General features: G+C 66.3%; 25 protein-coding genes and 1 pseudogene. 22 read left to right on the top strand and 4 right to left on the bottom strand.

The window, feature by feature from the left end; genetic code table 11:
- Positions 1-255: 255 nt before the first annotated feature.
- Positions 256-426, top strand: coding sequence for a hypothetical protein (locus GFS60_RS33260; RefSeq protein WP_159928641.1), 171 nt, complete (start codon positions 256-258; stop codon positions 424-426).
- A gap of 449 nt (positions 427-875) precedes the next feature.
- On the opposite strand, the gene GFS60_RS33255 is transcribed toward GFS60_RS33260, so the two are convergent.
- Positions 876-1,661: an SDR family NAD(P)-dependent oxidoreductase gene (locus GFS60_RS33255; RefSeq protein ID WP_159928639.1), complete on the bottom strand. Its 786-nt coding sequence runs from the start codon at positions 1,659-1,661 to the stop codon at positions 876-878.
- 350 nt (positions 1,662-2,011) lie between these two features.
- Between GFS60_RS33255 and GFS60_RS33250 the strand changes: the two genes are divergently transcribed.
- Positions 2,012-2,917 (top strand): NAD(P)-dependent oxidoreductase, encoded by a 906-nt coding sequence (locus GFS60_RS33250; protein WP_159928637.1) that lies wholly within the window; start codon positions 2,012-2,014, stop codon positions 2,915-2,917.
- Between the two features lie 7 nt (positions 2,918-2,924).
- Here the strand turns inward: GFS60_RS33250 and GFS60_RS33245 are convergent, their stop codons facing one another.
- Positions 2,925-3,593, bottom strand: coding sequence for an SDR family NAD(P)-dependent oxidoreductase (locus tag GFS60_RS33245; RefSeq protein ID WP_159928635.1), 669 nt, complete (start codon positions 3,591-3,593; stop codon positions 2,925-2,927).
- 86 nt (positions 3,594-3,679) lie between these two features.
- On the opposite strand from GFS60_RS33245, the gene GFS60_RS33240 reads away from it, so the two are divergent.
- The 5 genes and pseudogenes from GFS60_RS33240 (at position 3,680) to GFS60_RS33220 (ending at position 9,636) form a co-directional block, all read left to right on the top strand.
- Positions 3,680-4,897 (top strand): amidohydrolase family protein, encoded by a 1,218-nt coding sequence (locus GFS60_RS33240; RefSeq protein WP_159928633.1) that lies wholly within the window; start codon positions 3,680-3,682, stop codon positions 4,895-4,897.
- A 298-nt stretch (positions 4,898-5,195) separates the two neighbouring features.
- Positions 5,196-6,773 (top strand): ABC transporter substrate-binding protein, encoded by a 1,578-nt coding sequence (locus GFS60_RS33235; RefSeq protein WP_159928631.1) that lies wholly within the window; start codon positions 5,196-5,198, stop codon positions 6,771-6,773.
- Positions 6,774-6,940: 167 nt separating this feature from the next.
- The gene (locus tag GFS60_RS33230) at positions 6,941-7,684 is read left to right on the top strand and encodes a GntR family transcriptional regulator (protein WP_159928629.1); all 744 of its coding nucleotides are present in this window, start codon (positions 6,941-6,943) and stop codon (positions 7,682-7,684) included.
- Positions 7,685-7,832: 148 nt separating this feature from the next.
- Positions 7,833-8,461 (top strand): annotated as a pseudogene (folE, locus tag GFS60_RS33225) (GTP cyclohydrolase I).
- 239 nt (positions 8,462-8,700) lie between these two features.
- The gene (locus tag GFS60_RS33220) at positions 8,701-9,636 is read left to right on the top strand and encodes an MBL fold metallo-hydrolase (protein WP_159928627.1); all 936 of its coding nucleotides are present in this window, start codon (positions 8,701-8,703) and stop codon (positions 9,634-9,636) included.
- On the opposite strand, the gene GFS60_RS33215 is transcribed toward GFS60_RS33220, so the two are convergent.
- Positions 9,633-10,521 (bottom strand): IS5 family transposase gene (locus tag GFS60_RS33215; RefSeq protein WP_159928625.1). Its coding sequence is split into 2 segments (ribosomal slippage): positions 9,633-10,169 and positions 10,171-10,521, totalling 888 coding nucleotides; the frame shifts between segments, so codons are not numbered across the junction. The two genes, GFS60_RS33220 and GFS60_RS33215, sit on opposite strands and share 4 nt — an antisense overlap.
- Positions 10,522-10,658: 137 nt before the next feature.
- On the opposite strand from GFS60_RS33215, the gene GFS60_RS33210 reads away from it, so the two are divergent.
- The 5 genes from GFS60_RS33210 to GFS60_RS33190 all read left to right on the top strand — a co-directional run bounded on the left by GFS60_RS33210 (position 10,659) and on the right by GFS60_RS33190 (position 15,296).
- Positions 10,659-11,471 (top strand): enoyl-CoA hydratase/isomerase family protein, encoded by an 813-nt coding sequence (locus GFS60_RS33210; protein WP_159928623.1) that lies wholly within the window; start codon positions 10,659-10,661, stop codon positions 11,469-11,471.
- 45 nt (positions 11,472-11,516) lie between these two features.
- Positions 11,517-12,293 (top strand): SDR family NAD(P)-dependent oxidoreductase, encoded by a 777-nt coding sequence (locus GFS60_RS33205; RefSeq protein WP_159928621.1) that lies wholly within the window; start codon positions 11,517-11,519, stop codon positions 12,291-12,293.
- Between the two features lie 141 nt (positions 12,294-12,434).
- Positions 12,435-13,391: a PDR/VanB family oxidoreductase gene (locus tag GFS60_RS33200; protein ID WP_236603625.1), complete on the top strand. Its 957-nt coding sequence runs from the start codon at positions 12,435-12,437 to the stop codon at positions 13,389-13,391.
- Between the two features lie 94 nt (positions 13,392-13,485).
- On the top strand, positions 13,486-14,457 hold the full coding sequence (locus GFS60_RS33195; RefSeq protein ID WP_159928617.1) for an aminopeptidase: 972 nt from the start codon (positions 13,486-13,488) through the stop codon (positions 14,455-14,457).
- Positions 14,454-15,296: an enoyl-CoA hydratase/isomerase family protein gene (locus tag GFS60_RS33190; protein WP_159928615.1), complete on the top strand. Its 843-nt coding sequence runs from the start codon at positions 14,454-14,456 to the stop codon at positions 15,294-15,296. Before GFS60_RS33195 ends, GFS60_RS33190 begins: the two co-directional genes overlap by 4 nt.
- A 56-nt stretch (positions 15,297-15,352) precedes the next feature.
- Here GFS60_RS33190 and GFS60_RS33185 read toward each other — a convergent pair whose 3' ends face one another.
- Positions 15,353-16,141: an SDR family oxidoreductase gene (locus GFS60_RS33185; protein ID WP_159928613.1), complete on the bottom strand. Its 789-nt coding sequence runs from the start codon at positions 16,139-16,141 to the stop codon at positions 15,353-15,355.
- Positions 16,142-16,425: 284 nt separating this feature from the next.
- On the opposite strand from GFS60_RS33185, the gene GFS60_RS33180 reads away from it, so the two are divergent.
- The 10 genes from GFS60_RS33180 to GFS60_RS33135 all read left to right on the top strand — a co-directional run bounded on the left by GFS60_RS33180 (position 16,426) and on the right by GFS60_RS33135 (position 26,043).
- Positions 16,426-17,469, top strand: a complete 1,044-nt coding sequence (locus GFS60_RS33180; RefSeq protein ID WP_236603624.1) for an ABC transporter permease — start codon at positions 16,426-16,428, stop codon at positions 17,467-17,469.
- Between the two features lie 68 nt (positions 17,470-17,537).
- Positions 17,538-18,359, top strand: coding sequence for an ABC transporter permease (locus GFS60_RS33175; RefSeq protein ID WP_159928611.1), 822 nt, complete (start codon positions 17,538-17,540; stop codon positions 18,357-18,359).
- A gap of 2 nt (positions 18,360-18,361) precedes the next feature.
- The gene (locus tag GFS60_RS33170) at positions 18,362-19,399 is read left to right on the top strand and encodes an ABC transporter ATP-binding protein (protein ID WP_159928609.1); all 1,038 of its coding nucleotides are present in this window, start codon (positions 18,362-18,364) and stop codon (positions 19,397-19,399) included.
- Positions 19,396-20,511 (top strand): ABC transporter ATP-binding protein, encoded by a 1,116-nt coding sequence (locus tag GFS60_RS33165; RefSeq protein WP_236603623.1) that lies wholly within the window; start codon positions 19,396-19,398, stop codon positions 20,509-20,511. Before GFS60_RS33170 ends, GFS60_RS33165 begins: the two co-directional genes overlap by 4 nt.
- Positions 20,512-20,580: 69 nt before the next feature.
- Entirely contained in the window at positions 20,581-21,087 is a 507-nt protein-coding gene (locus GFS60_RS33160; protein WP_159928607.1) for a MarR family winged helix-turn-helix transcriptional regulator, read from the top strand.
- A gap of 107 nt (positions 21,088-21,194) precedes the next feature.
- Positions 21,195-22,355 carry a steroid 3-ketoacyl-CoA thiolase gene (locus GFS60_RS33155; RefSeq protein ID WP_159928605.1) on the top strand — a complete coding sequence of 387 codons (1,161 nt, stop codon included), beginning with the start codon at positions 21,195-21,197 and terminating at the stop codon, positions 22,353-22,355.
- 186 nt (positions 22,356-22,541) lie between these two features.
- Positions 22,542-23,699, top strand: a complete 1,158-nt coding sequence (locus GFS60_RS33150; RefSeq protein WP_159928603.1) for an amidohydrolase family protein — start codon at positions 22,542-22,544, stop codon at positions 23,697-23,699.
- Positions 23,700-23,885: 186 nt separating this feature from the next.
- Positions 23,886-24,335, top strand: coding sequence for a Zn-ribbon domain-containing OB-fold protein (locus GFS60_RS33145; protein WP_159928601.1), 450 nt, complete (start codon positions 23,886-23,888; stop codon positions 24,333-24,335).
- A complete protein-coding gene (locus GFS60_RS33140) occupies positions 24,332-25,516 on the top strand; it encodes a thiolase family protein (RefSeq protein ID WP_159928599.1) in 1,185 nt (394 codons plus the stop codon). The genes GFS60_RS33145 and GFS60_RS33140 overlap by 4 nt, the downstream gene beginning before the upstream one ends.
- A gap of 131 nt (positions 25,517-25,647) precedes the next feature.
- Positions 25,648-26,043, top strand: coding sequence for a cupin domain-containing protein (locus tag GFS60_RS33135; RefSeq protein WP_236603622.1), 396 nt, complete (start codon positions 25,648-25,650; stop codon positions 26,041-26,043).
- Positions 26,044-26,250 lie beyond the last annotated feature (207 nt).

Below are 26,250 nucleotides of genomic sequence, written 5' to 3'. Positions count from 1 at the left end.
TGTGTGCTAACGGGATGTGATGGTGCCGTGACCTGGCGTGATGACAGCCCCGGTGTGATGTGGGTGCCGTCGACTAGGTCGGCGGATGGTGGCAGGGTCGGGAATGTTAGGGATTGTCGTGACCGGTGTCAGCGCCTGTCCATCCACTTCAATTATTGAGGTAGCCGTTCGTGGTCATCGCGTCCAGCGGAGAGGACGTGTTTTCCTTTCAGTTAGACGATGTTCGCGCACGACACCGTTCAGTTATGAACAAGGATGGTGCATTTCGGCGGCTGGGTGGGTTGTGGATGGTGTTGGTGGGTCCTGCGCACCGGCCTGGCCGAACTCGCCACCCCGACAACCACTCCCGCTCGCCTGCGATCGGCTGCCACCACGTATCGCATCGCTGTCGATACCCTCACCGGCACAGCGCAACTCGCAGCCTGAAACACCAAGCCGTCGAACGTGACCCGAACATCACAAAACTTGACCCCAAAATCCGGCTACGCGATCTTTAGCCACCTAGTGGCCCAGTGCGACCCGCCTAGCATGCGTGCCGCTGATGAGAAGGCTGCTTTGAGCGGTAGAGGCCGGGCGATTCAGAGAGTCGTCGACGGTCGGGATCGATGTCCGAGGGCGACCCAGAGAAGGCCGAGAATCAGGCGGGGCGGTGGATGCGAGCTCGGCCCGAGTTTGGCATTCAACGGAGATGTGCTTCGCGATGGTGCCGAAGGGAGGCAACCGGTGTCCTGGAAGCTTGAGCCCCGAGCAGTTCAAGCGGCGTGACTAGGCCGTCGGTTCGATTCCCACCGGCGGCTCCGACAACGTGGCGGCGCTGATAGGGACTTTGTGAGACCTTGGGCCGAACTCTCCCGCAGCTCCCGGTTGTTCTGGTCTCACCGAGTCAAGCAGGACAGACCGCCGTCGATGATCATGGTCGTTCCAGTGACGAAACTGGCTTGCTCGGACGCTAGGAACAGCGCGGCGGCTGCTAGGTCATCCATGCTCCCCATCCGCCTGATCACTTGGGCATCGAGGCGCTTCTGCCGTAGCTCCTCGTTGGTCGATTCGAAGACGTTCTCTGAATCGACCATCCCCGGTGCGATCCCCACGACTCGAATGTCGTCGTCGGCGAGTTCGCGTGCGAGCGACGCAGTGAGAGAGTTCAGCGCGAGCTTGGAGAGACCATAGGCGCCGTAGCTGCTGAACGCTGCCACCGATGAATGGTTGATGATCACCCCGCCGCCGTCGGCGCCCAAAGCCTCCCGGCAGGCGAGTGAACAGTTGAGCGGACCCAAGACGTTCACGTCGAGGAGCCGGCGCCAGTCCGGTAGCGCCTCTTGCGTGTACGGGATCCGAGACTCCGCGCCGTGGATCCCAGCATTGTTGACGAGTACGTCCAGCCGGCCGAAGGTCTCGAGTGCTTCCCTGGCAATCGAAGCCGCATCCGCAGTTCGCGTGACGTCGGCCTCGATCGCCACGACCTGGGCTCCGAGTTCCTGGAGCTCAGCTGCGGTCCTGCGCCCCTCGCGCACGTCGAGGTCGGAGATGACGATGCCCGCGCCCTCACCTGCGAAGCGATGCGCATAGGTCTTGCCGATGCCGCGCGCCCCGCCCGTGATGGCGACCACCTGGTGGTGGAACCTGCCGGTCGGCCCGGGCGAGATCTTGGGAAGTGTCATGCGGCTCCCATCAGCTGCCGGAGATGTCGGGTACGGATCCAGAATACAGGTAGGTCAGGCGCGGTCCTGACGCTCGATCTGCCGAGCGCTTCCCGGGAGTGTCGTGCTATCCTGAATCCAGGGTCCCCGATCGCTCATGCCATTGCGTGTGGGCACCGGTGCGACATGGACGCGGCCAGCGTCGTGGGCTACGGATGAACGTTTCCTTGCGACTCGTCGCTGGCGACATTGACGACCCGACCGCAATCAACGTCGTGCTGAACCCGACCGGGTAGCCGACACCTCCTCTGGTTCGTCCCGAGGTTCTACCCCTTGTCGCGGTCATCGCGCGAGGGTTGGCCGTATCAAGAATGAGCAGTCAGGAGCTCGCGTTGAAGAAGAAGTACATCGGTTTCGCCGGTCTCGGCGACATCGGAAGCGTGATGGCGTCGCGGCTCGTCGCAACCGGCGCGAGTGTCATCGTCTACAACCGGACGGCGAGCAGGACGGAGCCGTTGGTCGCTCTGGGGGCGACCGTGGCGCCGCGTCCGGCGGACCTGGCCCAGGCGGACGTGGTCATGACCTGCCTCCATGGGCCGCAGTCCGACCGCGAGGTCTACGAGGGCGACGGCGGGATCTTGTCGGCCGACGTGCGTGGCAAGGTCCTGATCAACACGGCAACGGTGGGGCCGTCTGCGGCACGTCGTCTCGCGGGCGTTGCCGAGGCACGTGGTGCGCACTACGTCGATGCGCCACTGTTGGGAGGCGGCGTTCCTGCGGCTGCTGTTGGCGAGCTGTTGATGCCGGTCGGTGCGTCACCGACTGCGTTCGAGCTGGCGAAGCCCTACCTCGATCTCCTTGCCAGTCGAGTCGAGTACCTAGGAGCCGTAGGCACCGCGCAAGCCGTCAAGCTGGTCAACAACATGCAGGTGGCCGTGGCCAGCGCGATTCTCGGGGATGCTCTGAACCTGGCTCTCGAGGCCGGGATCGAGAAGTCCACGCTCGCTCGAGTCCTGCCGGACTGCTCCTCGCAGTCTCGGACCTCGGATCGCCACCTCGAGACCATGCTCTTTGGCCCACTCGCGGGGCGCGGGACCTTGAAGACCCTGGGCAAGGACTTGGCGCTGGCCGTCGAGATGTGCGAGTCGTCCGGGTTGCATAGCGAGATCGCAGCGGCTGCGCTCAGCTACTTCGCCGGCACGCCGTGGCCGGTCGATGCAGACGTTCCCGCACTGATCGAGCGGCCGCAGCGTGCGCGGGCCGAGGTCGCCGGCTGACGGCGTCTCACGCGTCGGATGCAGGCTGATAGCGAACTTCCGTCCGCCAGCGTTCCTCAGTCTGGTGGGCCGCATCCCAGATGGCTTCCGCCACGCGATCGGGGCTGAATGGACCGTCGGGGCGCAGCATCCCGCACACCGTCACCGAGACGGCCCGGATGCCGTCGGCGGACATCGCAGCGTCGATGCTCTGGACGAGGTTCCGGACTCCGGCCTTCTGCACGCCCAGCGACGCCGCTCCGTGCCAGGGCTGGTCCGCGGCCATCGATCCGGTGACGGTGATCCGGGCCCCAGGAGACATCACTGGCCGCGCTGCCTGAAGTGCGGTCAGGAGTCCCCCTACCCCAAGGGCCACATCGACAAGCAACTGCTGCGCGGACAGCTCCGCCGGGCCCTGCTCGGTGTAGGCGCTCGGGTTGAAGTGGAGTACGTCGACTGGGCCGACCGCTTCGAGGAGTTCCCGAAGAGCCGGTAGCGCGCGATCAGTGTCGGTGATGTCGATCTCGAGCGAGTTCACCCTCGCGCCGACGTCCGCAAGCTCGTCGGTAAGCGCGGCCAGCTGCGCGGCATCCACGCCGACCAGTGCGGCGTCGTATCCCTTGCGCGCGAAGCGGAGTGCGACAGAACGACTGACACCGGGGCCGGCGCCGATGACAAGGATCAGGGGGCGAGTCATGGTCTCCCTTTCGTAAGGTGCGTTCATCCTACATCCAGGATCTAGGTTATTGACAGCGACTCCGATCATCTATCACACTGACAATCATGACGACGACTCCCCTGATCATTTCTGTTGACGACCACGTGGTCGAACCTCCCAACGTCTGGATTGACCGCCTGCCCGCCAAGTACCGCGATCGCGCTCCCCGAGTGGAGCGGGTCAAGGGGGTGATGGCGGTGGATCAGTACGGCTTCACGGTCGAGGAGGATCACGACCACCCTGAAGCGAGGTGGGCAGACATCTGGGTCTACGAGGACCTGCGAATGGCGCTCCCTGCCGGTCAGGTCCAGGTCGGCAAGCTCGCCAACACCCTGTACAAAGTCGCGGTTACCTTCGATGAGGCGGACCCGGGCGTCTGGCAGCAGAAAGCGCGTCTCGCGGCGATGGACGAGAACCACATCGAGGCGGCGCTGATGTTCCCCACGATGCCGCGGTTCTGCGGGCAGACGTTCAAGGAGCGGAGCGACAAGGCGTTCGCGCTCCTGTGCCTCCAGGCCTACAACGACTGGATGATCGATGAGTGGTGTGCGGGAGACGGCTACGGCCGTCTGATCCCCGTCACCCTCATCCCACTCTGGGATGTCGACCTCGCCATCGCCGAGGTCGAGCGGTGCGTCGCCAAGGGCGCACACGCCATCACGTTCTCCGAGAACCCGGCGCACCTGGACCTGCCGAGCATCCACAGCGGCTACTGGGACCCGCTGTGGGCGGTCTGCGAGGACAATGACGTCGTCGTGAACATGCACATCGGGTCCTCGTCCCGGATGCCCACGACCGCCCCTGACGCCCCGCCGCTGGTGGGGAAGTCGCTGAGCTTCCTCAACTCGCTGGGAACGATGATGGACTGGCTCGCGTCGGGCATCCTGCCGCGGCACCCCAAGCTGCGGATCGCACTGAGCGAGAGCCAGGTCGGGTGGATCCCGTTCGTTCTTGGGCGCCTGGACAACGAATGGGAGCTCGGGCACCTCTTCGAGAAGGACCTGCGCTTGCGCGTGCCGGAACGGCCGAGCGCCTACATGAACCAGATCTACGGCTGCATCTTCGACGACCTGGCCGGGCTCGAGGTCCGAGACCGCGTGGGCATGAGCCAGATCATGTTCGAGACCGACTACCCGCACGGCGACACCAGCTACCCGTACAGTCGCCAGATGGCGGAGAAGCTCGTCACGGCCGCTGACCTCAGCGAGCACGAGACGTGGCAGCTTCTGCGTGGCAACGCGATCAGCTGCTACCGCCTGGACCGGTACGGCATCACCAAGTGACGACGCGGACGGGGGTGCCGGCGGGCCGGCCGTCCCCGTCTCGCATTTTCGGCGCGCCGTCGGCTTCCCGGGCACCCGCCGCGCGGCGATGCCGCGCCCCGCGCCGGTAGGGTCGACCATGCGGGCGGCGATCAGGAGGTCCTTCGGGCGCACGAGACTTCCGGGTGTCGGACGCCGGGGTGCCCGGGCAGCCAATCGTGCAGTGTTGTGTCGGGCGTCACAAAGAGGTAGCCTGAATCCAGGATGTGGCATTCGCTCATCCTCCGGATCCACCTCATTGAAAGTGTGAGGACCCTCGATGCGTTCCATCTTCAAACGAGGGCTGCCCCTTGCGGCCGTGGCTCTCGTTCTCTCTGCCTGCGCTGGGCCCGATGTCGGGCAGCCGGGAGGCGCCGGGGGCGGCGACGACCGCCCTGCAGATCTCTCTGCCGAGCTGACGGTCTCCCAGATCGGCCCAGTGCCGTTGTTCGATCCACACCGGGCAAAGAACGTCACGTCCGACTCTGGGTACCTGTCGACCGTTTACGACCGCCTGATCAGCTTCGATCATGAGTTCAACCTGCATCCGATGCTTGCGTCGCAGTGGAAGTTCAGTGAGGACTTGCGCGAGTTGACCCTGAGCATCCGCGAGGGTGTCCGGTTCCATGACGGCAGCGAACTCGATGCGGACGTGGTCGCGGCCAACCTGGAACGGGCCAGGACGCTGGAGACCTCCACGGCCAAGCACCTGATGAGCGACGTCAGCGACATCCAGGCCGAGGGCGACAACACGGTCCGGATCGAGTTCAGCAAGCCGACGCCGATGTTCGCCTACTCGCTGGCCACCAACATCACCCTCGGAGCGATCATCAGCGGCAAGGCGCTCGCCGCCGGCACGGATCTGGCTCGAGCTCCCGCCGGCAGCGGCCCCTACAAGGCGGTCACCATCAGCCAGGACCGCGTGGCCTACGAGCGCAACGATGACTACTGGGACACTGAGAACCCGCCCCGGCTGGCACGGGTCACCACTGTGTCGATCCCCGACGACAACGCGCGGCTCGCGGCGCTGCAAAGCGGTCAGGTGGACCTCGCGCCTTTCAAGCCCAGCTCCGCTGCGTACTACCAGCCGTTGCTCGACTCGGGACAGTTCGTCAGCGATGACTCCTTCCAGGGAATCATCTATGGGATCTTCCTCAACGCCAAGACCCCCGGGCTGGACGACCCGCGGGTCCGAAAGGCGATCGGACTGGCCCTCGACCGCAAGACGATCAACGAGGCAGTGTTCGACGGCGGGGGGCCCGAAGCCGGACAGTTCTTCTTCGAGGGCTTGCCGGGGCACGTCCCCGAGCTCGAGGAGAATGCCTATGATCCCGATGAGGCGCGACGTCTGCTCGCCGAGGCCGGCTATCCGGCCCTGACGATCAACGCCTTGGCGACCGGATCGGAGCCGGGGCGCACGCTGGCGACGATCTACCAGGACCAGCTGGCGAAGGTCGGCGTGACCTTCAATGTCCAGATACCCGATCCGGCTGACCTTCGCCCGAGCTGGATCACGGGCGAGTATGACGCGCTGGCTTCCGTGCTCGACGTGCGGGGCGAGCCCGGCTTCTTCCTGCAGGAGAACATCCTCGGCCCATACAACCCCGGAGGATCCGACCCCGAGCTGGTCAAGGCGGCCGAGGCCGCGCTGGAGCTCGGGCTCGACGACCCCAAGCGGGCCGAGGCACTCGAAGACCTGTCCCGCCGGATGGCTGAGGAGCCGGTGCACGTGCCCGCGGTGCGCGTACCGGGCGTCATCCTGGCCAGGGCCGACGTGATGGGGATCGGCAAGATGACATTCAGCCACTTCTCCAGCGTGATCGATGTGCGTACCCTCGGAGTCGCTCAGGGCGTCTGACCTGCGCTCTTGGGGCCACGCATGTGGCCCCAAGAGGCAGTCGCACCAGGGCGAGCCTGGTCGGGGCGCCGGCGCCGTCTAGATGTACGGTGAATGCCGCATCCTGTATTATTGGGACAACTCGTCTTCGTCGACCCCCGCGTGGCGCGTCCAATAGGAGCAGCAAAGTGAACTCAGTCGAAGCGTCGCTCTCGGTGTTGCCCAGCATCTCACCGCGCGAGCGGCTTGCCGACGATATTGCTAATCTCCTGCGCGAGCAGATCATCAAGGGCGACATCCCCGCCGGCACCCAGCTGCTGCAGATCGAGCTCGCCCAGCGTCTGGGCGTGAGCCGTACGCCGCTGCGTGAAGCATTCCGGGTACTGGAGCGCGATGGCCTTGTTCGGATCTCGAACGGCAACAAGACCGTCGAGGTGGCGGAGCTGGGTGTGGAGCAGCTTCGCGACACCTTCCAGGTCCGAGAGGTGACGGACGGTCTCGCTGCACGTCTTGCCGCTTCCAGGGAGGTCCCAGAGGAGCTCCTGGAGCGCATGCGCACCGCAGATGCCGCGATGGAGCGCGCCACGACCGACGGCAACCTCGACATCGTCGCATTCAGTCAGGCGCACATGGAGTGGCACCTCCTGCTCCTCGAGGCCTCGGGGAACAGTCAGCTCAAGGACTTCGGTCGCCTCGTTCGGATCTCGTCCCACAACCTGATCATGCGGAACCTCGACGATGAAGGTCACAAGGCGTTCGACAAGGCGCGAGAGGCATTGCGGCGTCAGGACAAGGCTGATCACAAGCGCATTTTGGACGCGATCGTCAAGCAGCGGCCGGAGGCGGCAGAGGAGTCCGCGTGCAAGCACGTCGCACGTTTCATCAAGCACGCGGAGGACGTCATCGCGTGGCGGGAGAAGAACGCCCGCTGACTCTGCGGGCCCTCAACGCCGTGTGCCCCCTCCCCGGGTGGATCCGCGTCGCGTCAACCGAGCGAACTGAGCATCGACGCGCCATTCCAGTATCCTGCATCCTGGAATAGTGGATCACTACTCGGCAAACGCAGGGAACACAACGCCAATGACTGCCTTTCCAGCGGTGGCGCGGGCGGAGGTGACGGCGCCTCCGCGCGACATCGAAACGGCAACGCAAGCGGCCGCGGCGATGATGTTGGCTCTGGGTATCGATCCGAGCGATCCTGCCACCCCGGACCTTGCCCGAAATCCGCGTCGGCTCGCGATGGCGTACGTCGACCTGCTCACGCCCGTGAACTTCGAGATGACCACCTTCGACAACGCGGAGGAGTACGACGAGATGGTCCTCGTCCGGGACATTCCGATGAAGTCGGTGTGTGAGCACCACCTGGTGCCCTTCATCGGTCGGGTCCACGTTGCCTACTTGCCCGCGGAGCGCATCGGCGGACTGTCGAAGCTGGCTCGAGTGGTGGCCCACTTCGCAAGCCGGCCCCAGACGCGGGAGCGACTCACGACCCAGGTCGCGTCCATCCTTGACGAGCGTCTTCAGCCCCGCGGCGTCTTCAGCCCCGCGGTGTCGGCGTCGTGATCGAGGCAGGGCACTTCTGCATGACGCTCCGAGGCGCCAGTGCGCCCGGCGCCATCACGACGACCTCGTCGCTACGCGGTGTCATCAAGGACGACCCCTCCTCGCGTGCCGAATTCCTCGCGCTCGCCGGCCGCGGCTCACGCTGACAATTGTCGACCCTCGGCCGGATCCGTCCGCGCCTCGGCCGAACGCGCGAGGATCCACGCACGGGCGTTCGACACTGAATCCAGGATTCGGCTATGCTGGATGAGTGAACCGCCGAGGTGGGACGACTGGGACGCAAGAGCCCGCCGGACGAGCTGAGCGACAGCTGCCGCCTGTGGAGGAGGTGCGCCCGGGAGTCTGGTCGATCCCGATCCCGATGTCGTCCTCCTCGCTCAGTCACGTGACTGTCTATGCCCTCGTCGCCGGGGGAGAGGTCGTGCTGATCGACGCGGGCTGGGAGAGCGAGCAGGGCTGGCAGGCTCTTCTCTCGGGACTGGGCGCTCTGGGGGCTGGAGCCGGCGACGTGAGCGGCGTGCTGGCGACGCACAACCACCTCGATCACATCGGCCTGGCACGTCGCATCATCGAGGAGAGTGGCGCCTGGTTCGGAATGCATCCCGCCGACGCCGAGCACATCGAGGCACCGCACTACCGGAAGCCAGAGGTCGCGCGGCGCGTGGAGTCCGAGTGGATGCGGCACCTGGGCGCGACCCCCGATCAGGTCACCCGGGTCATGGATGCCCGGGAATCGACGTGGGGACGCCGTCAGCGTGCGGCGCGAGCCGACCGATACGTCGCCCACTCGGAAGTCTTGGCCGTGCCAGGGCGGCAACTCCGCGCCGTGCACGTGCCAGGCCACACGCCGGGCCAGGTCTGCTTCGTGGACGACGCGGCCGGCCTGCTCTTCGCCGGCGACCATCTGTTGCCACGAATCAGCCCCAATGTCCCAGCGGATCGCAGACCCGAGCAGGATGCGCTCGGCGACTACCTCGACTCCCTGCAGCGGGTGAGCCTCGACGCGGATTACGAGGTGCTCCCTGCTCATGAGTGGCGATTCAGGGGAGCCGCCGAGCGTGCCGCAGAGATCACTGCTCACCACCAGGGCAGGTTGGCGGAGGTCGTGTGCGCTCTCCGGATGTCGCCCGGCGCGACCGCGTGGGACATCGCTGCCAAGCTCACGTGGTCCCGCCCGTGGGAGCAGTACGGCGGCTACGTCCTGTTCTCGGCAGTGAACGAGACCATGGCCCATCTGATGCACCTGGTCCACCGCGGCACAGCCGTCGTCCTGGAGGGCTCTCGGACGCCGCGGTTCGCCGTTCGCCGCGCAGGCGGCTAGGGCATGTCCGACAAATGTTGGGTCCAGGCGATGACGGCGTTAAGGACCACTGCGGCTCGGTAGACGATGGCGAGTTTGTCGTAGCGCGTGGCCAGTCCTCGCCATTGCTTCGGGTGGCAGAACCGGTGTTCGACGATGTTGCGACCCCGGTAATCGTCACGGTCGAATGCTGGCGGGCGGCCGCCGCGTGAACCCCGCCGGCGCCGATGTCCGGCCTGATCGTCCGGTTCCGCGATCACCGCCCCGATTCCGCGGCGGCGTAGTAGGTCGCGGTGGGCTCGCGAGGAGTACGCCTTGTCGCCCCGGACTCGATCCGGGCGGGTGCGGGAACGCCCACCGCCGGCACGCGGTACCTGCAGGTGTGCGAGTAGGTAGGGAAAAGCTGGTGACTCGCCCGACTGCCCCGGCGCCACCAGGGGTAACCCGTGACCGTCGACGAGTTGATGGATCTTGGTCGACAGGCCACCGTGGGAGCGGCCGACGGCGTGGTCAGGCGGCTCGAGGTGCGGATTCGTGTAATTCGATCCAGCCCCCTGTGTGGCGGGTGACGTTCGTTGCGTGCTGATGGGCACGCGCGATGGTCGAGTCCACCGACACCGCCCAGTCGATCATTCCGGATGCGTCGGCCGCGGTCAGAAGCCGTTCGAGCACCCGATCCCAAGTGCCGTCACCGGCAAGCCGTCGATGCCAGGTCCAGATCGTCTGCCAGGGGCCGAACACCTGCGGGACGTCGCGCCAGGCGATCCCGCACCGATACCGGTAGATGATGCCCTCGACGATCGACCGGGCATCGGCGAAGGGACGACCACGCCGACCCGTACGCGCCGGCAACAGCTCCGCGATCGCATCCCATTGCGCATCCGACAACACCTGAAACCGAGTCACCCGAACATCATCGTGCACAACGCTTCACATGTTTGTCAGACACGCCCTAACTCCGCGTCTCCCGAGCACGGGAGATGTCGGTGTGTCCTGTGTGCTACACTATGGATCCAGGATTCTGTTATGGAGGTTGGTGCGCAGTGGAGCAACCATTCGAGACGATCGTGTCCTGGAGGCGCGGCGAGGTCGGGATCATCGAGCTCAACGACCCCGATAGGCTCAATCCCACGGATGCGCGAACAACGCTCGCCGAGCTCAATGAGGCGCTGCTGGACTTCGGCCGAGACCGCGTGACGCGCGCCGTCGTGCTGTTCGGTCGCGGGCGTGCGTTCTCCGCTGGCGCGAACCTCGGTACTCACCGGCCGGCCCGCCACGCCCAGGACGACGAGGACACCCCGCCGATGCGGCTGGCCTACGGCTATGCCTACGGGCAGATGTGGGAGACGCTCCACAACTTCCGCAAGCCCTTGATCGCCGGCGTGAACGGATACTGCCTCGGCGGGGGTTGGGAGCTGGCTCAGGCCTGCGACTTCATCATCGCCGGGGAGTCCGCCGTCTTCGGGAGCTTCGAGATGACGGTCGGCCAGACGCCGTACGCGGGCGCTGCCGTCTACCTGGCCCGCATGGTCGGGAAGCACCGCGCGATGGACATGATCCTCAACTCGCGACGTGTTCCGGCTGAGGAGGCCCACGCGCTTGGGCTGTGCAACGAGATCGTTCCGGTCGACCAGACGCTGGAGCGCGCGATCGACCTCGGCGTCGAGCTCGCGAAGAAGCCCCCGGTCGCAGTGTCCTTCGCCAGGCACATGGTGAACAAGGCGATGGCCGTCTCGGAGTTCTACGACCTGGAACGGGCGTATGGCTACTACCTCCAGACCATGGAGGACACGCAGGTCGCCCGGAGCAGTCGTAGCGAAGAGGCCAGTGAGCCTCCTCGTTACACCGGCCGGTGACCTGCCAGCAGATCAAACAAACGGTACCGACAGAACGAGGTCTTGATGTCATCCAACAACAGTCCGCTGGCCGGTCGACGCGCCCTGGTGACCGGGGGCAGTCGCGGCATCGGCGAGGGCATCGCCGTGCATCTTGCCTCGATGGGCGCGTCGCTCCTGCTCGCCGCCGACGACGCCGAGGGGCTCGCCAACGTCAAGTCGACCATCCTCGAGGCCGGCGGTGAGGCCGAGACGCAGGTGGTCGACCTTCTTGACAAGGAAGCGGTGGAGGAGCTGGGTCGGTCCGCCGCCGACGTCGACATCCTCGTCAACAATGCGGCGCCCGGACAGGGCCGAACCCTGTTCTCCGAGACGCCGGACGAGGACTGGGACCTCCAGCTCGAGCTGATCCTGCGGGTTTCAGTCCGCCTGATGCGGTCGATTGGGCCGAGGATGGTGGAGCGCGGCTGGGGATCCATCGTGAACATCTCCTCTGGGGCTGTCGTGGACGGATCGCCGCAGGTTGCGCCCTACGCAGCCGCAAAGGCCGCCCTCGAGGCCGTGACCCGGGTCGCAGCTCTCGAATACGGCGCCGCGGGGGTCCGGGTGAACGCCGTGCGACCCTCGTTCACCCCGACAGCGCGCAACGGGCGCTTTTCCCAGGACGCGGAGTTTCTGGCTTCGCGGGCCAAGAAGGTCCCACTCGGCCGAATCGCGACGACCTCTGACATCGCCGAGGTCGTCGCCTGGCTGTCCACCGATGCCGCGGGCTTCATTACCGGTCAGTCGATCAACGTCGACGGCGGTGCGACAGCGGGAACCTGGCGGCCGTCGGCGCCGTAGCTCCTGACCTCGCACCCCCGGGCCTAGCGGAAGTCCATCAGTCCCTGGCTGTGAGGGCCTCGAGCTTCGACGGAACGCACGGATCACACCATCCACGGCAGCGAGAGCGGACAACCAATGACGATGACGGAGGTCAAGCCAGTGAACGACCAGCCTGAGGCGGCACAGCTGAACCTGGTGGTCGCAGACGCGGTCCCGATCGCCACAGACGTGCTGATGCTGACGCTCACCGATCCCGACCGAGGGGACCTGCCCGAGTGGACGCCAGGGTCCCACATCGACGTCACTGTCGACGGGCTCACCCGGCAGTACTCGCTGTGCGGTGACCCGGACGATCGCCAAACCTGGCGGATCGCGGTCCTGCGTGAGAAGGACGGACGGGGCGGATCTCGCGCGATCCACGAGTATGCGCGTCCCGGCCTCCCCGTCCAGGTCCGGGGACCGCGCAACCACTTCGCCCTCAGGCAGGCGGACGAGTACCTCTTCATCGCCGGCGGCATCGGCATCACGCCCCTCCTCCCGATGATCGCCGCCGCCGAGACAAAGGACGTTCCGTGGCGTCTTGTCTACGGTGCTCGGAGCGCGGATCGGTTCTGCTTCGTCGACCGCCTCGGGACGTACGGCGGCAGGGTGACTCTCCAGCCCGAGGAAACGACGGGGATGTTGGACCTGAAGGAGCTGGTGACAACCGCGAACGCGGGGGTCGCCATCTACGCCTGCGGCCCCTCCGGCCTGTTGGACGCGCTCGGCGACCTGTGCGGCGAGAGTGGGAGGGCGCTCTATGTGGAGCGGTTCGCCGCCGACCCCAGGACGCTGGACGAAGGCCCGGAGACCAGCTTCGAGGTCGTTGCCGAGACCTCAGGCGTCGCGGTCACGGTGCCACCCGGCACCTCGATCATCCGAGCCCTGGAGGACGCCGGCGTGGAGGTCTTCACCTCCTGCGAGGAAGGCGTCTGCGGTACTTGTGAGACTCGCGTGCTCGCGGGGATCCCCGACCACCGCGACTCGGTGCTCGACGACGACGAGCGGGCGGCAAACGAGGTCATGATGATCTGCGTCTCTCGGGCCAGGACACCGTCGATCACCCTCGACATCTAGACCGGGTCGTGGTCGCGCGAAGTCCTGCTGCGCGGCTGTGTCGTACCGAGTCCAACCGCATGCAGGGTGCAGCCACCATAGGAACAGTGGTCACATGACGACGGCGCAGGAACGTATCAGGGCAATTGCGAAAAGGGCGGTGGAGAAGTACTTCGTCGTCGCACCAGGCGAGAAGGTCGTCATCCTGGTCGACAACCTCACCTCGCCGTCCATCCCCCAAGCTCTTCAGGAAGCCGTGCTAGCGGTAGGCGCCGAGCCGGTCATCATCCAACTCTCGCCCCGCAAGACGAGCGGGGAGGACCTTCCCCGGTCCGTGCTCGACGCCGTGGTGGCGGCCAAGGTCGTGATCAGCGCGTGCAGCAAGTCGCCCTATCACTCCAGCCTCAAGCCGCTGGCCATCGAGGCGGGTGTGCGAGGCGTGCTGAACTCGCCCCCGCACGAGAGCGGCTGGTCCGACGGGGCGATGCAGTACGACTTGTGGGAGCTGCGCGAGCCGGCCTCCCGCCTGCGGAAGATTCTCACCGAGGGTTCCGTCGCTCACGTGACCGCCGCAAACGGCACGGACATCACGATGTCGATCGCCGACAGGTCCGCCGTGGGCTGGCTCACCGGAATCGCGTCGAACCCGTGCGAGACGACCGCCTGGCCTGGTGGCGAGGTGTCGCTGCCGCCGGTCGAAGGCACTTCGCAGGGGACGGTGGTGGTGGAGGTCGCCATGACGGACGTCGATGGCGTGGCCGAACCCATTCTCTGGACCGTCGAGAAGGGACTGGTGCGCGAAATCAAGGGCGGCGACGACGCGGAACGCCTTCGCCGAATCGTCAAGAACGTCGAGAACGCCGAGAACATCGGCGAGCTCGGGATCGGCATCAACCCCGAGGCCCGACTGGTCTCGGACATCACGGAGGCCAAGAAGCGCCAAGGCACGGCCCACATCGCGATGGGGGACAGTGCGAACGGCTACGGCGGAAACGTCGTCTGCGACCTGCACCTCGACGGGCTGATCCCGGACGTCACCATCCAGATCGACGGTGAGACCGTCGTCAAAGAGGGCGTGCAGTTTTGAACGACCCTCTCTCCGGACATCACGTGCTTGCGGGCGAGCGCCTCTCGAAGGATTCTCTCACGGAGGTGGACCTTGCCCCCAGCGTGACATTGGAGGTCGTGGGCAGTGTGGCGGTCGTCAGGATGGAACGGCCGGCCATCGATAGCTCGACGAGGCTGAGACTGATAGAAGTCTTGGACGAGGTCGCGACCGACGGGTCAGTGGCGGCGACGGTGCTCACCGGAACCGGCCGTGTGTTCGCCGCGGGTCAGGACCTGCATGAGCACCGGCGCGCGTTGAAGCTCGACGCCACCACCGCGACCCAGACGCTCCAGACCGAGTACCGTCCGCTCCTGGTGCGCCTCGCCTGCCACCCCAAGCCCGTGGTCGCGGCCGTCAACGGGGTGTGCGCGGGCGGCGGCCTGGGGCTGGCACTTGCCTGCGACCTCCGCATCGCGAGCTCCACGGCACGCTTCGTCCCAGCGTTCCTGGACCTGCGCCTAGCCCCCGACTGCGGTGTGTCGGAGCTCCTGGGCCGGGTCATCGGCTGGGGCCGCGCGCGGCAGGTCCTCCTGACAGGGGAGGCCGTGAGCCCCGACGATGCGAAGTCGTGGGGCCTGGTGTCTGCGGTGGTGCCCGAGGACGAGCTGATGCCGAAGGTGATGGCAGTCGCCGGGCGGTTCGTCGACGCGGCGGCAGCGGTGCGCGCAACCCGCACGCTCTTGGACGCGGCAGAGAACCGGGCCTCGCTGACCGATGCGCTTGCGCGCGAGCAGGTCGCCCAGGCAGAGCTGGCCCGCAACCCCGCCCACGTGGTCGCGGTGGAGGACGTGTCCGCAGCCCTGCGGCGTCGTCGCTGACAACGGGGAGACGCTCGAGGTCCGCACTTGCGCCTCCACAGCCGGACCGAGGCTGGTCAGGCGACGAGAAGACCACCGTCGCATTCGATGACGCTCCCGGTGATGTACGCCGCCCGGTCGCTGACCAGGAACTCGGTGAGCTCGGCGATCTCGGTCATTCGACCGAGACGCCCGAGCGGAATCGACTCGAGCAGGGCCTGCTTCTTCTGCGGCGTGTCGATCAGGCGCGCGGTCCCCTCCGTCTCCGCGATGAAGCCGGGCGAGATCGCGTTGACCCGCACGCCCTCCGGCCCCCACTCCAGGGCCAGATTCTTCACCAACATGTTGACCCCCGCCTTTGCGGCGCTTGCATGCACCTGGTTGCGCATCGGTCGGACGGCTTGGGGAGCACTGATCGCGATCAGGACGGCGCCCGGACGGCGCAGGTGCGGGTAGCTGTGACGGAACACGTTGAACGTCCCAGTCAGGTCGATGTCGACAACCGTCCGGAATCCGTTGGAGGACAGATCGGCGGCAGGCGCCAAGAAGTTGCCCGCCGCACCTGACAACACCACGTCGATCGGCCCGTGCCGCCGCGCGCACAACTCCACGCTTGCGGCCACCGCCTCGGCGTCACGGACGTCGGCGGAGAACCATTCGACCCATCCGCCCTCCTCGCTGATCGACCTGGCCGCAGCCTCGAGCCTGTCCGCCGAGCGGCTGAGGAGCACGACGCGCGAGCCTTGCCTCGCCAGGCCTTGCGCGATGGACAAGTTGATGCCGCTGGAGCCGCCCGCGATCAGTGCGAGCTTGCCATCTCCGGGCTCGTCGACGAGGGCTTTGAAGGATGTGTCGAGTTCGTTCATAGTAAAAGTGTATCCTGCATTCAAGACCCATGGGGCGCGTGAATCCTGAATTTCGGTCAGAGCGAAGGGCTTGTAATGCGAGTCACACGCACCTATGGTGTATCCAGGATTGCGGATCTGCGGCGCGCTGGCTCGACGTCGTCAACGCGAAAGCTGAAGCTCTTGATGACGGACTCCCCGACGCCCTGCTCGCCAGTTCCCAGTGTCCCGTTGACGGGAACCGCCAGTCCCACCACCTCTAGGGAAGAAGGAAGTCTCATGCCGAGCAGCGTCAACGACGAGCGGTGCGCGCTCCCGGCGAGGAGCATGAGCGCACCAGTGCCCCCCGGGGGCCGGACCGCCATCGGCTCGACCACACGACGAGCGGGCGGTGGCTCGTGATTGCGGCGATCGTCCGGCGGGTTCTACTCGCATCCCCGGTCCTCGCCGTCGTGGCCCTGGTCGCGTTCCTCCTGGTGGAGGCCACCCCCGGCGACCCGGCGGCGCAGGTTGCGGGCGACAACGCCACTCCGGAGCGGATCGAGGAGGTCCGGGTGGCGCTCGGGCTCAACCAGCCGTTGATCGAGCGCTTCGGCGACTATATCGGCGGCCTCGCTAGTGGTGACCTGGGTGACTCACTGGTGGCCGGGCAGAGCGTGGCGTCAATGATCGGCGAGGCGCTACCACTGACGTTGTCCCTGGCATTCGTGGCCATGATCCTGGTCGTGCTCATCGGCATTCCCGCTGGAATGGCGGCCGCGGTACGCCGGGGTGGATACGTCGACCGCGCCGTCACCGCGGTCGGTTCCTTCTTCATCGGGATACCACCGTTCGTGTTCGGTCTTTTGCTCGTTATCGCACTTGTCCTGACCGTCAGGGCGTTTCCGGCAACCGGATACGTTTCCATTGCTGAGGGGGGAGTGAGCCGATGGCTCTCCCACCTCATCCTTCCAGGGCTCGCCCTGGCCCTGCCCTCGGCCGCTGAGGTCGCACGCCAGCTCCGCGGCGCGTTGGTGGACGTGCTCGAGCAGGACTACATCCGCACCCAGCGAGCCAAGGGATTGAAGCCCAGTCGGATTCTGCTCAAGCACGGTTTGAAGAATGCCGCCCCGCCGGTGCTGACGGTTCTCGGCCTCCAGATCGGCCGGATCCTGGGCGGCGCGGTTATCGTGGAGCAGGTCTTCGCCATTCCCGGGTACGGCAGCCTCGCGTTCAGCGCGGTCACTCGACATGATTTGCCGCTCATCCAGGCCGTCGTCCTGGTGTCCGCCGTGGCCGTCATCGTCATCAACCTTCTGACTGACTTGATCGAGACCGTGGTCAACCCACGTTTGAGGAGCTCCTCATGAGTGCTGTCGCGCAGGCCCAATCTATGGCCGGTTCCCGACGTGGTCGGAGCCGGAGTCAGAGCAGGACCATGCGACGCTTCCGTCGCAACCGTGGTGCGGTGGTGGCCTTGGTCTACATCCTGGTGTTGATCGTCGTCGCCGCGTCAGCCGGACTGCTGCCGCTCCAGGATCCGAATATTCAGGTCCTCGGGGATCGCCTGCAAGGGCCGAGCGCCGCGCACTGGCTCGGCACGGACCCCGTGGGTCGCGACGTGTTCGCAAGACTCGTCTTCGCGGCTCGCGTGACCCTGCTGGCAGCGTTCCAGGGTCTGGCCGTGGCCACGGTTCTCGGGATGCCCCTTGGCCTGCTGGCCGGATACGCCGGCGGAACCACGGATTCCGTGCTCAGTCGCATTGCGGACGGTCTGCTGAGTCTGCCTCCGCTGATCCTCGCTCTGGCGATCGTCGGTGTTGCCGGGCCTGGCCTGACGAACGCCATGGTTGCTATCGGGATCGTCTTTGCGCCGCGGTTCTACCGGGTCGCGCGCAGCGCAGCCCAGACGGTCGCGCACGAGACATACATCGAGGCGGTGCGCGCGGACGGCTGCAGCACGCCGCGGATCCTGCTGCGGCACGTGCTGCCGAACGCCAGCGGCCCCCTGTTGGTCCAGACGTCTTTCACCATCGGGTACGTCATCACCGCCGAGGCAAGTCTCAGCTTCATCGGTCTCGGCGTGCAGATTCCGACATCGAGCTGGGGCTCGATGCTGCGCGAGGCCTTCAACGTCATCCACACGGCGCCCGCGCTGATTGTGCCCACCGCCGTGCTGATGACGGTAACCGTCTTCGCCTTCTCCGTCCTGGGCGATGGCCTCCGGGACGCCCTTGGCCGCGACACACGAGGAGCTTGAGGATGTCTACCGCTGTTACCGACAATGCGCCGTCCACGCCGCCCACGGCCCCCACGGACGAGGTGCTTCGGATCGAGAGCCTGTCTGTCGAATTCTCGACGGAACGCGGACCCGTTCGGGTGCTCGAGGACGTCTCGCTCAGCATCCCGCGGGGTGGAACGCTCGGACTCGTCGGTGAGTCAGGCTCTGGCAAGACCGTCACTTCGCTTGCGGTGATGGGCCTACTCGACCGACGGATCAGTCGAGTCGTCAGCGGCCAGATATGGTACGGCGACACCGGCCTGACCTCGGTCAGTCCACGCGAGATGAGGGCGATTCAGGGATCTGAGATCGCCATGATCTTCCAGGAGGCCCGACGCAGCCTCGATCCCGTCTTCACGGTGGGGGAGCAGATTGCCGAGACCGTCCGGACACACGAGGGTGTGAGCCGCAAGGATGCGCGCAAGCGCGCCGTCGAGATGTTGGAACTCGTCGAGATCCCAGATGCCCGGCGCCGGGCACACGCATACCCGCACGAGCTCAGTGGGGGAATGTGTCAACGGGTGATGCTCGCCGCGGCGCTTGCCCCGCGGCCCTCCCTGCTCATCGCGGACGAGCCCACCACAGCACTGGACGTGACGGTGCAGGCACAGGTGCTGGCTCTGCTGCGGACTCTGCAGGACGAGATGGCTCTCACCATTCTCTTCATCACCCATGACCTCGGAGTGATGGCCGAGACCAGCGACCGCGTCGCAGTCATGTACGCGGGTCAGGTCGTGGAGGAGGGAGCGGTGGAACAGGTGTTCACGCGCCCGAGCCACCCGTACACCGAGGGTCTCATCCGCTCGCTGCCGGACTCGGCGGCGCACAAGAGCCGGATGATCGCGATCCCGGGCAGTGTGCCGCCGGCGTATGCGTGGCCCACGGGCTGCCGCTTCGCGGCACGGTGCTCTTACAGCGACGACAGCTGTGTCGGCAACGCTGTTCCGCTCACTCGTCATGAGGACGGCGCAGTTCGCTGCACGCGTTCTGGTGAACTTATTCTGGAGGGTATTCGATGACGGCGACGGATCGAGCGGTCACTGCGGAGGACGCGGCTCCGGGCATGGACCTCGCGCCCGGACGCACCGAGAGCGATGACCAAGAGGCGCGGGTCGTGCTCGGTGTCGAGGGGATCGAGAAGTCTTACGTGACTTCGCGCAACCTCCTCGGACGCGCGACCGGCCGGTTCCACGCGGTTCAGGACGTCGACCTGGTCGTCCGCCGTGGCGAGACGGTGGCCGTCGTCGGTGAGTCCGGAGCGGGAAAGTCGACGCTCGGCAGGATCGCCCTCCGCCTGATCGACCCCGACAAGGGCCGTGTCGTCTTCGACGACATCGACCTGACGGAGTGCTCGCGCAAGGAACTGCGCAGTCTGCGGGCGCGGATGCGAATGATCTTTCAGGATCCCTACTCGTCCCTCGACCCGACGATGACGGTCGGCGACGCGGTTGCCGAGCCCCTCCTTGTGCATACCGACCTGTCGCGCGACGAGCGGCGCGAGCGGGTGCTCGAGCTCGTTCGCCGCGTGGGTATGGACGTCCACCACCTCGACAGGTACCCCTACGAGTTCTCCGGCGGCCAGCTGCAGCGCATTGCGATCGCGCGCGCGATCGCGACGGGCCCTGACCTCATCGTCTGTGACGAGCCGGTCGCGGCCCTGGACACCTCGATCCGCGCGCAGGTGGTCAACCTTCTCGCTGACCTCCAGGAGGAGCGCGGCGTCGCCTATCTGTTCATCACCCACGACCTCTCCCTGGTGCGGCTCATCGCCGACCGGGTCGTCGTGATGTACCGCGGACGCGTGGTGGAGGCAGCACCCACGGCTGAGCTGTTCGAGTGTCCGCGGCACCCCTACACCCGAGCACTGTTGGCGGCCGTGCCAACGCCGGACACCAGCCGGCGGCGGGCGAGGTCGAGCCCGCTGCCCCTCAGCAACCAGGAAGTCGGCACGTCAGGGTGTGCGTTCGCGTCACGCTGCGCCCACCGGGAGGATCGGTGCACGCAGGTCGTTCCTGAGCTCGTGCCGGACGGCCGTCACGAGGTGCGTTGCCTGCTGGGCGGCAACCGGGGCCTCGCCGAACTGCCCGCGACGGTGCCTCTGGGTGAGCCGATGACCGCAAGTCAGGTGTGAGCCATACTTGCCCAGATCGTCAGCATCACTGACCATCAGAGTCCATGATGGGCCGGTAAGATCCGGGCCATGACCTCCGACGCCCGCGTAGTAGTCGAGGAACCGACCGATGAGCGCGGCGAGGAGAGCTTCGCCGTCCAGCTGGGGTTCCTCGCATTCGCCATGACGCGCACCCAGCTCCTGCTCCACGACCGGCACGCCCAGGCTCTGGCCGGACACGGCCTGAGTGGACGGCAGTACACCGTGTTGCGCTTGATCGGCACGGTGCCCCATCGCTCGCAGCGCGACGTCGGGAAGCGGCTCTACATCGACCGTACGACGGTGGTGCAGATCGTCGACGAGCTGGAGGACCTGGGGTTGGTACGTCGACTCCGTTCGTCCACTGACCGACGGATCGTCACCTTGGAGCTCACCGAGGAGGGCGAGCGTCGTTTGGCGGATGCCGCCGTCTCCGTGGATGAGGCCGAGAACGACTTCCTCGAGCCCCTGTCGCCGCACGCAAAACGGATCCTGACCGAGTCCCTCCAGCGGCTGGCTGACGAGCACTCGCGAGCTCGCGACCGTCACGAGTTATAGGAGACAGTGCCGCACCTAACCGGAAACAAGAATCCGGGATCCAGTAGACGGTATGCCCGATCCGCTCTACCATGGACGGATCGGACAGTGCGGAAGGGGTGGCCAAGATGGTGGCTGCAAGTGGGGCAGTGGCGACGTGCACGGACGAGATCGACGCCGTCATCGCAGACGTCGCGCGGTCACCCTTGAGTTTCCGAGAGCCGGGCAGCGTCCTGGCCGGCATCCGACCCGCCGATCTCTTGGCGCAGGTCGTGGCGGCCATGTTGGACCGGACCCATCTCAGGCCTGGGGATATCACCCGCGTTCTCGTCGGTGGTGGGCCCGCTTACGCCGACATTGCTCGCCTCGCGTGCGAGATCGCGGGAGTCAAGGTTCGAGTGGAAGCACCTGACACGACGCGGGGCTCGTTGCAGGCAGTCATTCATGAGGGTGTGCGAGCGGCGGGTCCTCGAGACGTCGTCCTGGTCCTGGGCGTGACCGGGGAAGGCGGTGTGGACGCCGCGGCGCGGTCCACGCGACGCGGGGTCAAGGCCGAGTTGGTGGCGGCCACGTGGAGCATGGAGCCCGAAATCCTCGATGCGTACGCTCGGCGGTCCCGGCAGCGCGCCCGCGACGTGGCCCTGGCAGGTGAGTTCGCCAACGAGATCGTCCCAGCGGTCAAGTGGGACGAAACGTGCCAAGTCGTCACGGCAGACGAGACTGTTCTGCGTCCATCTGTGCCAAGCGACGGCGCTCCGCTGTTCTACGACCCTGAGTTCGCCGAGAAGTACCCGTCCATCGGGTGGCACCTCAACTCGGGCAATGTCAGCCAGCCCGCCAGTGGCGCCGCGGCGGCGATCCTCGTGCGCGCCGGGGAGTCCGCCCGCCTAGGGCTTCGGCCGCGAGCGCGGATCCTCGGGATCGCGGAGAATCCCCACCGAGCCGGCTCTCCGAACTGCGGCCCGGTGGAGGCCGCCCGCTCGCTACTGATCCAGAGCGGTCTGCAGGCCGACGACCTCGATCATTATGAGGTCGCTGAGTCGTACGCCCCGATCCCTGTGCTGTGGCGCCGGGAGTTCAACGCCGACCCCGAGCGGTTCAACCCGCGTGGCGGCTCGATCGGCCTGGGACATGTAGGCCCTGCTGACGGACTGCGCTCCCTGGCCACCGCGCTCTCCGCCCTCGAGCTGACCGGGGGCCGCTTAGGAATTCTGGCCTCGGAGGGCTTCGGGAGTGCCGGCGATGCGATGATCATCGAGCGTATCCCGCGGCTGACGTCGATCGTGTGAACCTCTCGGGCATCTGACGTCCAGGCGCGGACGAGCACCGGCCTTGCCCCGGATTCGTGGCGAGGTGAGCGCAGTGGTGGACCGGCCCCGCAGGGCAGCTCTGCCGCGTCCTCGGTATGGCTTGGACCCAATTCCCTCGGACCGAAAGCCTAGGCAGATATCCAGGAAACGTGTATCCTGGATATCATGACAGAGGTGAAGCAGGAGCGTCAGTTCAAGATCTTCTCGGTGGACGATCACTTGTGTGAGCCGCCGGACATGTTCGAGGGGCGGTTTCCTGCGAAGCTGCAGGATCGGGCGCCGAAGGTGATCACGAAGCCGGACGGTGCGCAGGCGTGGGTGTATGACGACAAGGTCTTCCCGAACATCGCGGTGAATGCGATCGCTGGTCTGCCGAAGGAGAAGTGGAACGCCGAGCCGGTGCGGTTCGATGAGATCCGCAAGGGCACGTGGGACATCCACGCCCGGATCGAGGACATGGACGTGGCTGGTATTGCTGCTTCGGTCTGCTTCCCGTCACAGATCGCTGGCTTTGGTGGGGTGGTCTTTGCCGACACCAAGGACCCGGAGGTGGGTCTTGCCTCGGTGCGGGCGTGGAACGACTGGCACCACGAGGTGTGGGCCGGTACGTATCCGGGACGTATCGTCCCGCTGCAGCTGCCGTGGCTCCCGGACCCGAAGATCGCCGCGGAGGAGATCCGACGCAACGCGGCGCGTGGGTTCCGGGCGGTGACCTTCCCGGAGTACCCGATCAACGTGGGCTATCCGAGCCTGCAGGAGACCAGGCACTGGGACCCGTTCTTCGCCGCGTGCGAGGAGACCGAGACGGTCGTGTGCATCCACGCAGGATCGGGTCGCTGGGTTCCGCGTCCGGTGAACGATGGTTCCAAGCAGATCCAGGTCTCCCTGTTCCCGGTGAACCTGCTCGTCGCGTGCACCGAGCTCCTCTGGTCGGGCATCCTCAGCCGGTTCCCCAACCTGAAGGTGTCCCTTGCCGAGGGCGGCTTCGGCTGGGTGCCAGTCATGCTCGATCGCCTCCGCTACATGGAGGGGCGCGCCTCAGACCTGTGGGACAACGACTGGAAGGACGAGCTGTCGCCCGCGGAGCGGCTGCTGAACAACTTCTACTTCTGCAGCCTCGACGACCGCTCGACCATGATCAACCGCCACCAGATCGGTGTGGACCACATCATGATCGAGACCGACTACCCCCACGCCGACTCGACCTGGCCGGACTGCCAGGAGGTTGTCGCGGAGTGCTTCGCAGGCGTGCCGGACGACGAGGTGGAGCTGATGACCTACCGCAATGCCGAGCGGCTGTTCCGGTTCCCGCTCGCCCCGTGATCGACCCGGTCGATTCGATCCCACACCCGCGAGCTCCTCGCGAAGTCGTTGGCCGACATCCCCGACCAAGACGCCAGAAGATCGCCGAGACCAACGCCCGCAACTCTCTACAACTTCCACGCATGAGCCAAGGGGTCCCAGCGAGGGCCCAACCTTTAGATCTGTTCCTGACAGGAGTCTGCGTCGATGATCCAACCGCCGTCCGAGTGGCACGGCCCGGTCCCGGCAATCCAGCCGGAGTCCGAAGGATTCTGGAGCGCCCTGAAGGAGCACCGCCTCTGCATCCAGCGCTGCCTGGGGTGCGCCACGTGGATTCACTACCCGTTGCCGAGCTGCGCCGAGTGTGGCTCTGACCGGCTCGAGTTCGAGCAGGTGAGCGGCCGAGGCTCCCTCTACAGCTACACCGTCGTCCATCGCGAGTTCGGTCTGCGTCTCCCGCTGCCCTACGTGTCGGCCTACGTGACCCTCGACGACGTTCCCGAGATTCGGCTCTCCACCAACATCATCGGGTGCGAGCCGGAGAAGCTGGGGATCGGAATGCCGGTGCGCGTGGCGTTCGTCGACTACAACAACGCCGACGTCACCCTGGCCTACTTCGAGCCCGCGGAACCGGCGACAACGCGAGGCGCAGCATGAGTGCATCACGGAACCCGATCCGCGGCCAGGTCGTGGTCGCCGGTGTTGGCTTCTCGCCGCTCGGCAAGAACCTCGGGCGCTCGGAGCTGGACCTGACGATCGAGTCGGCCCGCAAGGCGATCGCTGACGCGGGAATGGTCGCGGACGACATCGACGGGCTTTCGGCATTTCCTGACCGGGTCGGCGGCGGCGTCGCTGCGGGGCCCACGTTGATGAGCGTGCAGCGTGCGCTCGGCCTGCGGAACCTGAACTATTGGCAGGCGCACAGCATCAACGGCGTCGGCAACCTCGCCCACGCTGTCAGCGCGGTCTATGCCATCGCCTCCGGTGGGGCCGACACGGTGCTCTGCTTCCGCACCGTTCAGGCCAGGGCATTGTCACGGCAGGCGAAGGCGGAAGCGCGAACCGCGGCACTGATGTGGAGCGAGGAGGCGTACACCGGCCCCTACGGAGCCGTGGCGGGCGCCCCCCGATGGGGACTGCAAGCCCGGCGCTACCTACACGACACCGGCCAGGATGAGACCGACCTTGCCGCGATGGTGCTCAACAATCGTCAGATGGCTCAGCGGAATCCGCGGGCGGTCTTCCATGGCCGCAGCCTGACGCTGGACGACTATTTGGCTTCGGACATGATCTCGTCTCCGCTGCGGATCCTCGACTGCGACATGCCGGTCGATGCCAGCGTAGCGATCGTCTTCACCACCGCCGAACGAGCCAGGGACCTCCCTCACCCCCCGGTCGCCATCGAGGCGATCGCACATACGCCGGGACCGGATCTGGAGACCCATCTGGTCGACGGTTTGGCCGATGCCACTGCCTTTCTGGGCAAGGAGCTCTGGCGGAAGACTAATCTCACGCCGGCCGACGTCGACATCGCCAACGTGTACGACGGGATCTCCTTCCAGGCGCTGATGTCGCTGGAAGACCTGGGCTTCGTCCCCCGTGGTTCCTCAGGAAGTGCGGCGAAGGAGGGCTATTTCGCGGCGGACGGGACGCTGCCCGTTTGTACGGATGGTGGCCAGCTGGGCGCGGGTCGGTACCACGGATTGGAGAAGGTGGCCGAGACCGCCCTCCAGGTGCGAGGCACCGCCGGGGGCCACCAGATTCCAGGCGTCGAGGTCGGACTTGCGGGAGCGAGCGGCGGGTCTCGCGCCACGGCCATGCTGCTGACGCGGGGGTAGCCGTGGAAGCCCAGCCACAGAAGTCAAACGGAGAGGCGAGTGACATGAACCACAAGATGCCAAAGGTCGCGTACTTCTCGCTGTCGCGGGAAAGCGAGTGGGCCCCAGCCACGCCGAGGACGGGGACGCCCGTGGAGCGAGCTCGAATTCCTGAGTCGGTCCTGAAAGCCGTAGAGAATCTGGGTGAGTACTTCCGCGACGGACTCCTGGTGCGGCAGGAGCAGGTGGGTTCGCTGCACCTCTTCGAGATGACGCTGGCACCCAACTTCATCATTCCTCGCCATCATCACAACCAGGACCAACTGGTGATCGTGATGGAGGGTCGAGCCCGCCAGGGCCGACGATGGTTCGAGCCGGGAGACGGATACTTCACGAAGGCTGGTGTTCCCTACTCGACGTCTGCCGGTCCCGAGGGGTGCAAGTTGCTAGAAATCCGCAAGGACGACTTCTCCGAGCTCGAGACCTGGTGGGACGAGAGCAGACCCGACCACTGGGCGCGGGACCGCTGGAGCCAGGGCGAGGCATGACGAAGGCTGCCGTGGTCGCAAAGATCGCCTCGCCCCAGTAAAGCGGGAGTAGCTGCTGGAGGTCGCGTCCACCGTGGTCGAAGAGACCAACCGGGCTCAGATGGCAACCTGATCCCGGACGAGCAGCGGGTCGATCCGGCCTGGACGCACACCGTGGACGACTGACCTGCTCCGTCGCCGTTCAGCATCGGATCCCCAGGGACCGGC

The organism is Rhodococcus sp. WAY2 (assembly GCF_009859915.1).
GTDB lineage: Bacteria > Actinomycetota > Actinomycetes > Mycobacteriales > Mycobacteriaceae > Rhodococcus_F > Rhodococcus_F oxybenzonivorans.
The sequence above is the reverse complement of the archived record's forward strand: the minus strand, read 5'-3'. Positions and strand labels throughout refer to the sequence as shown.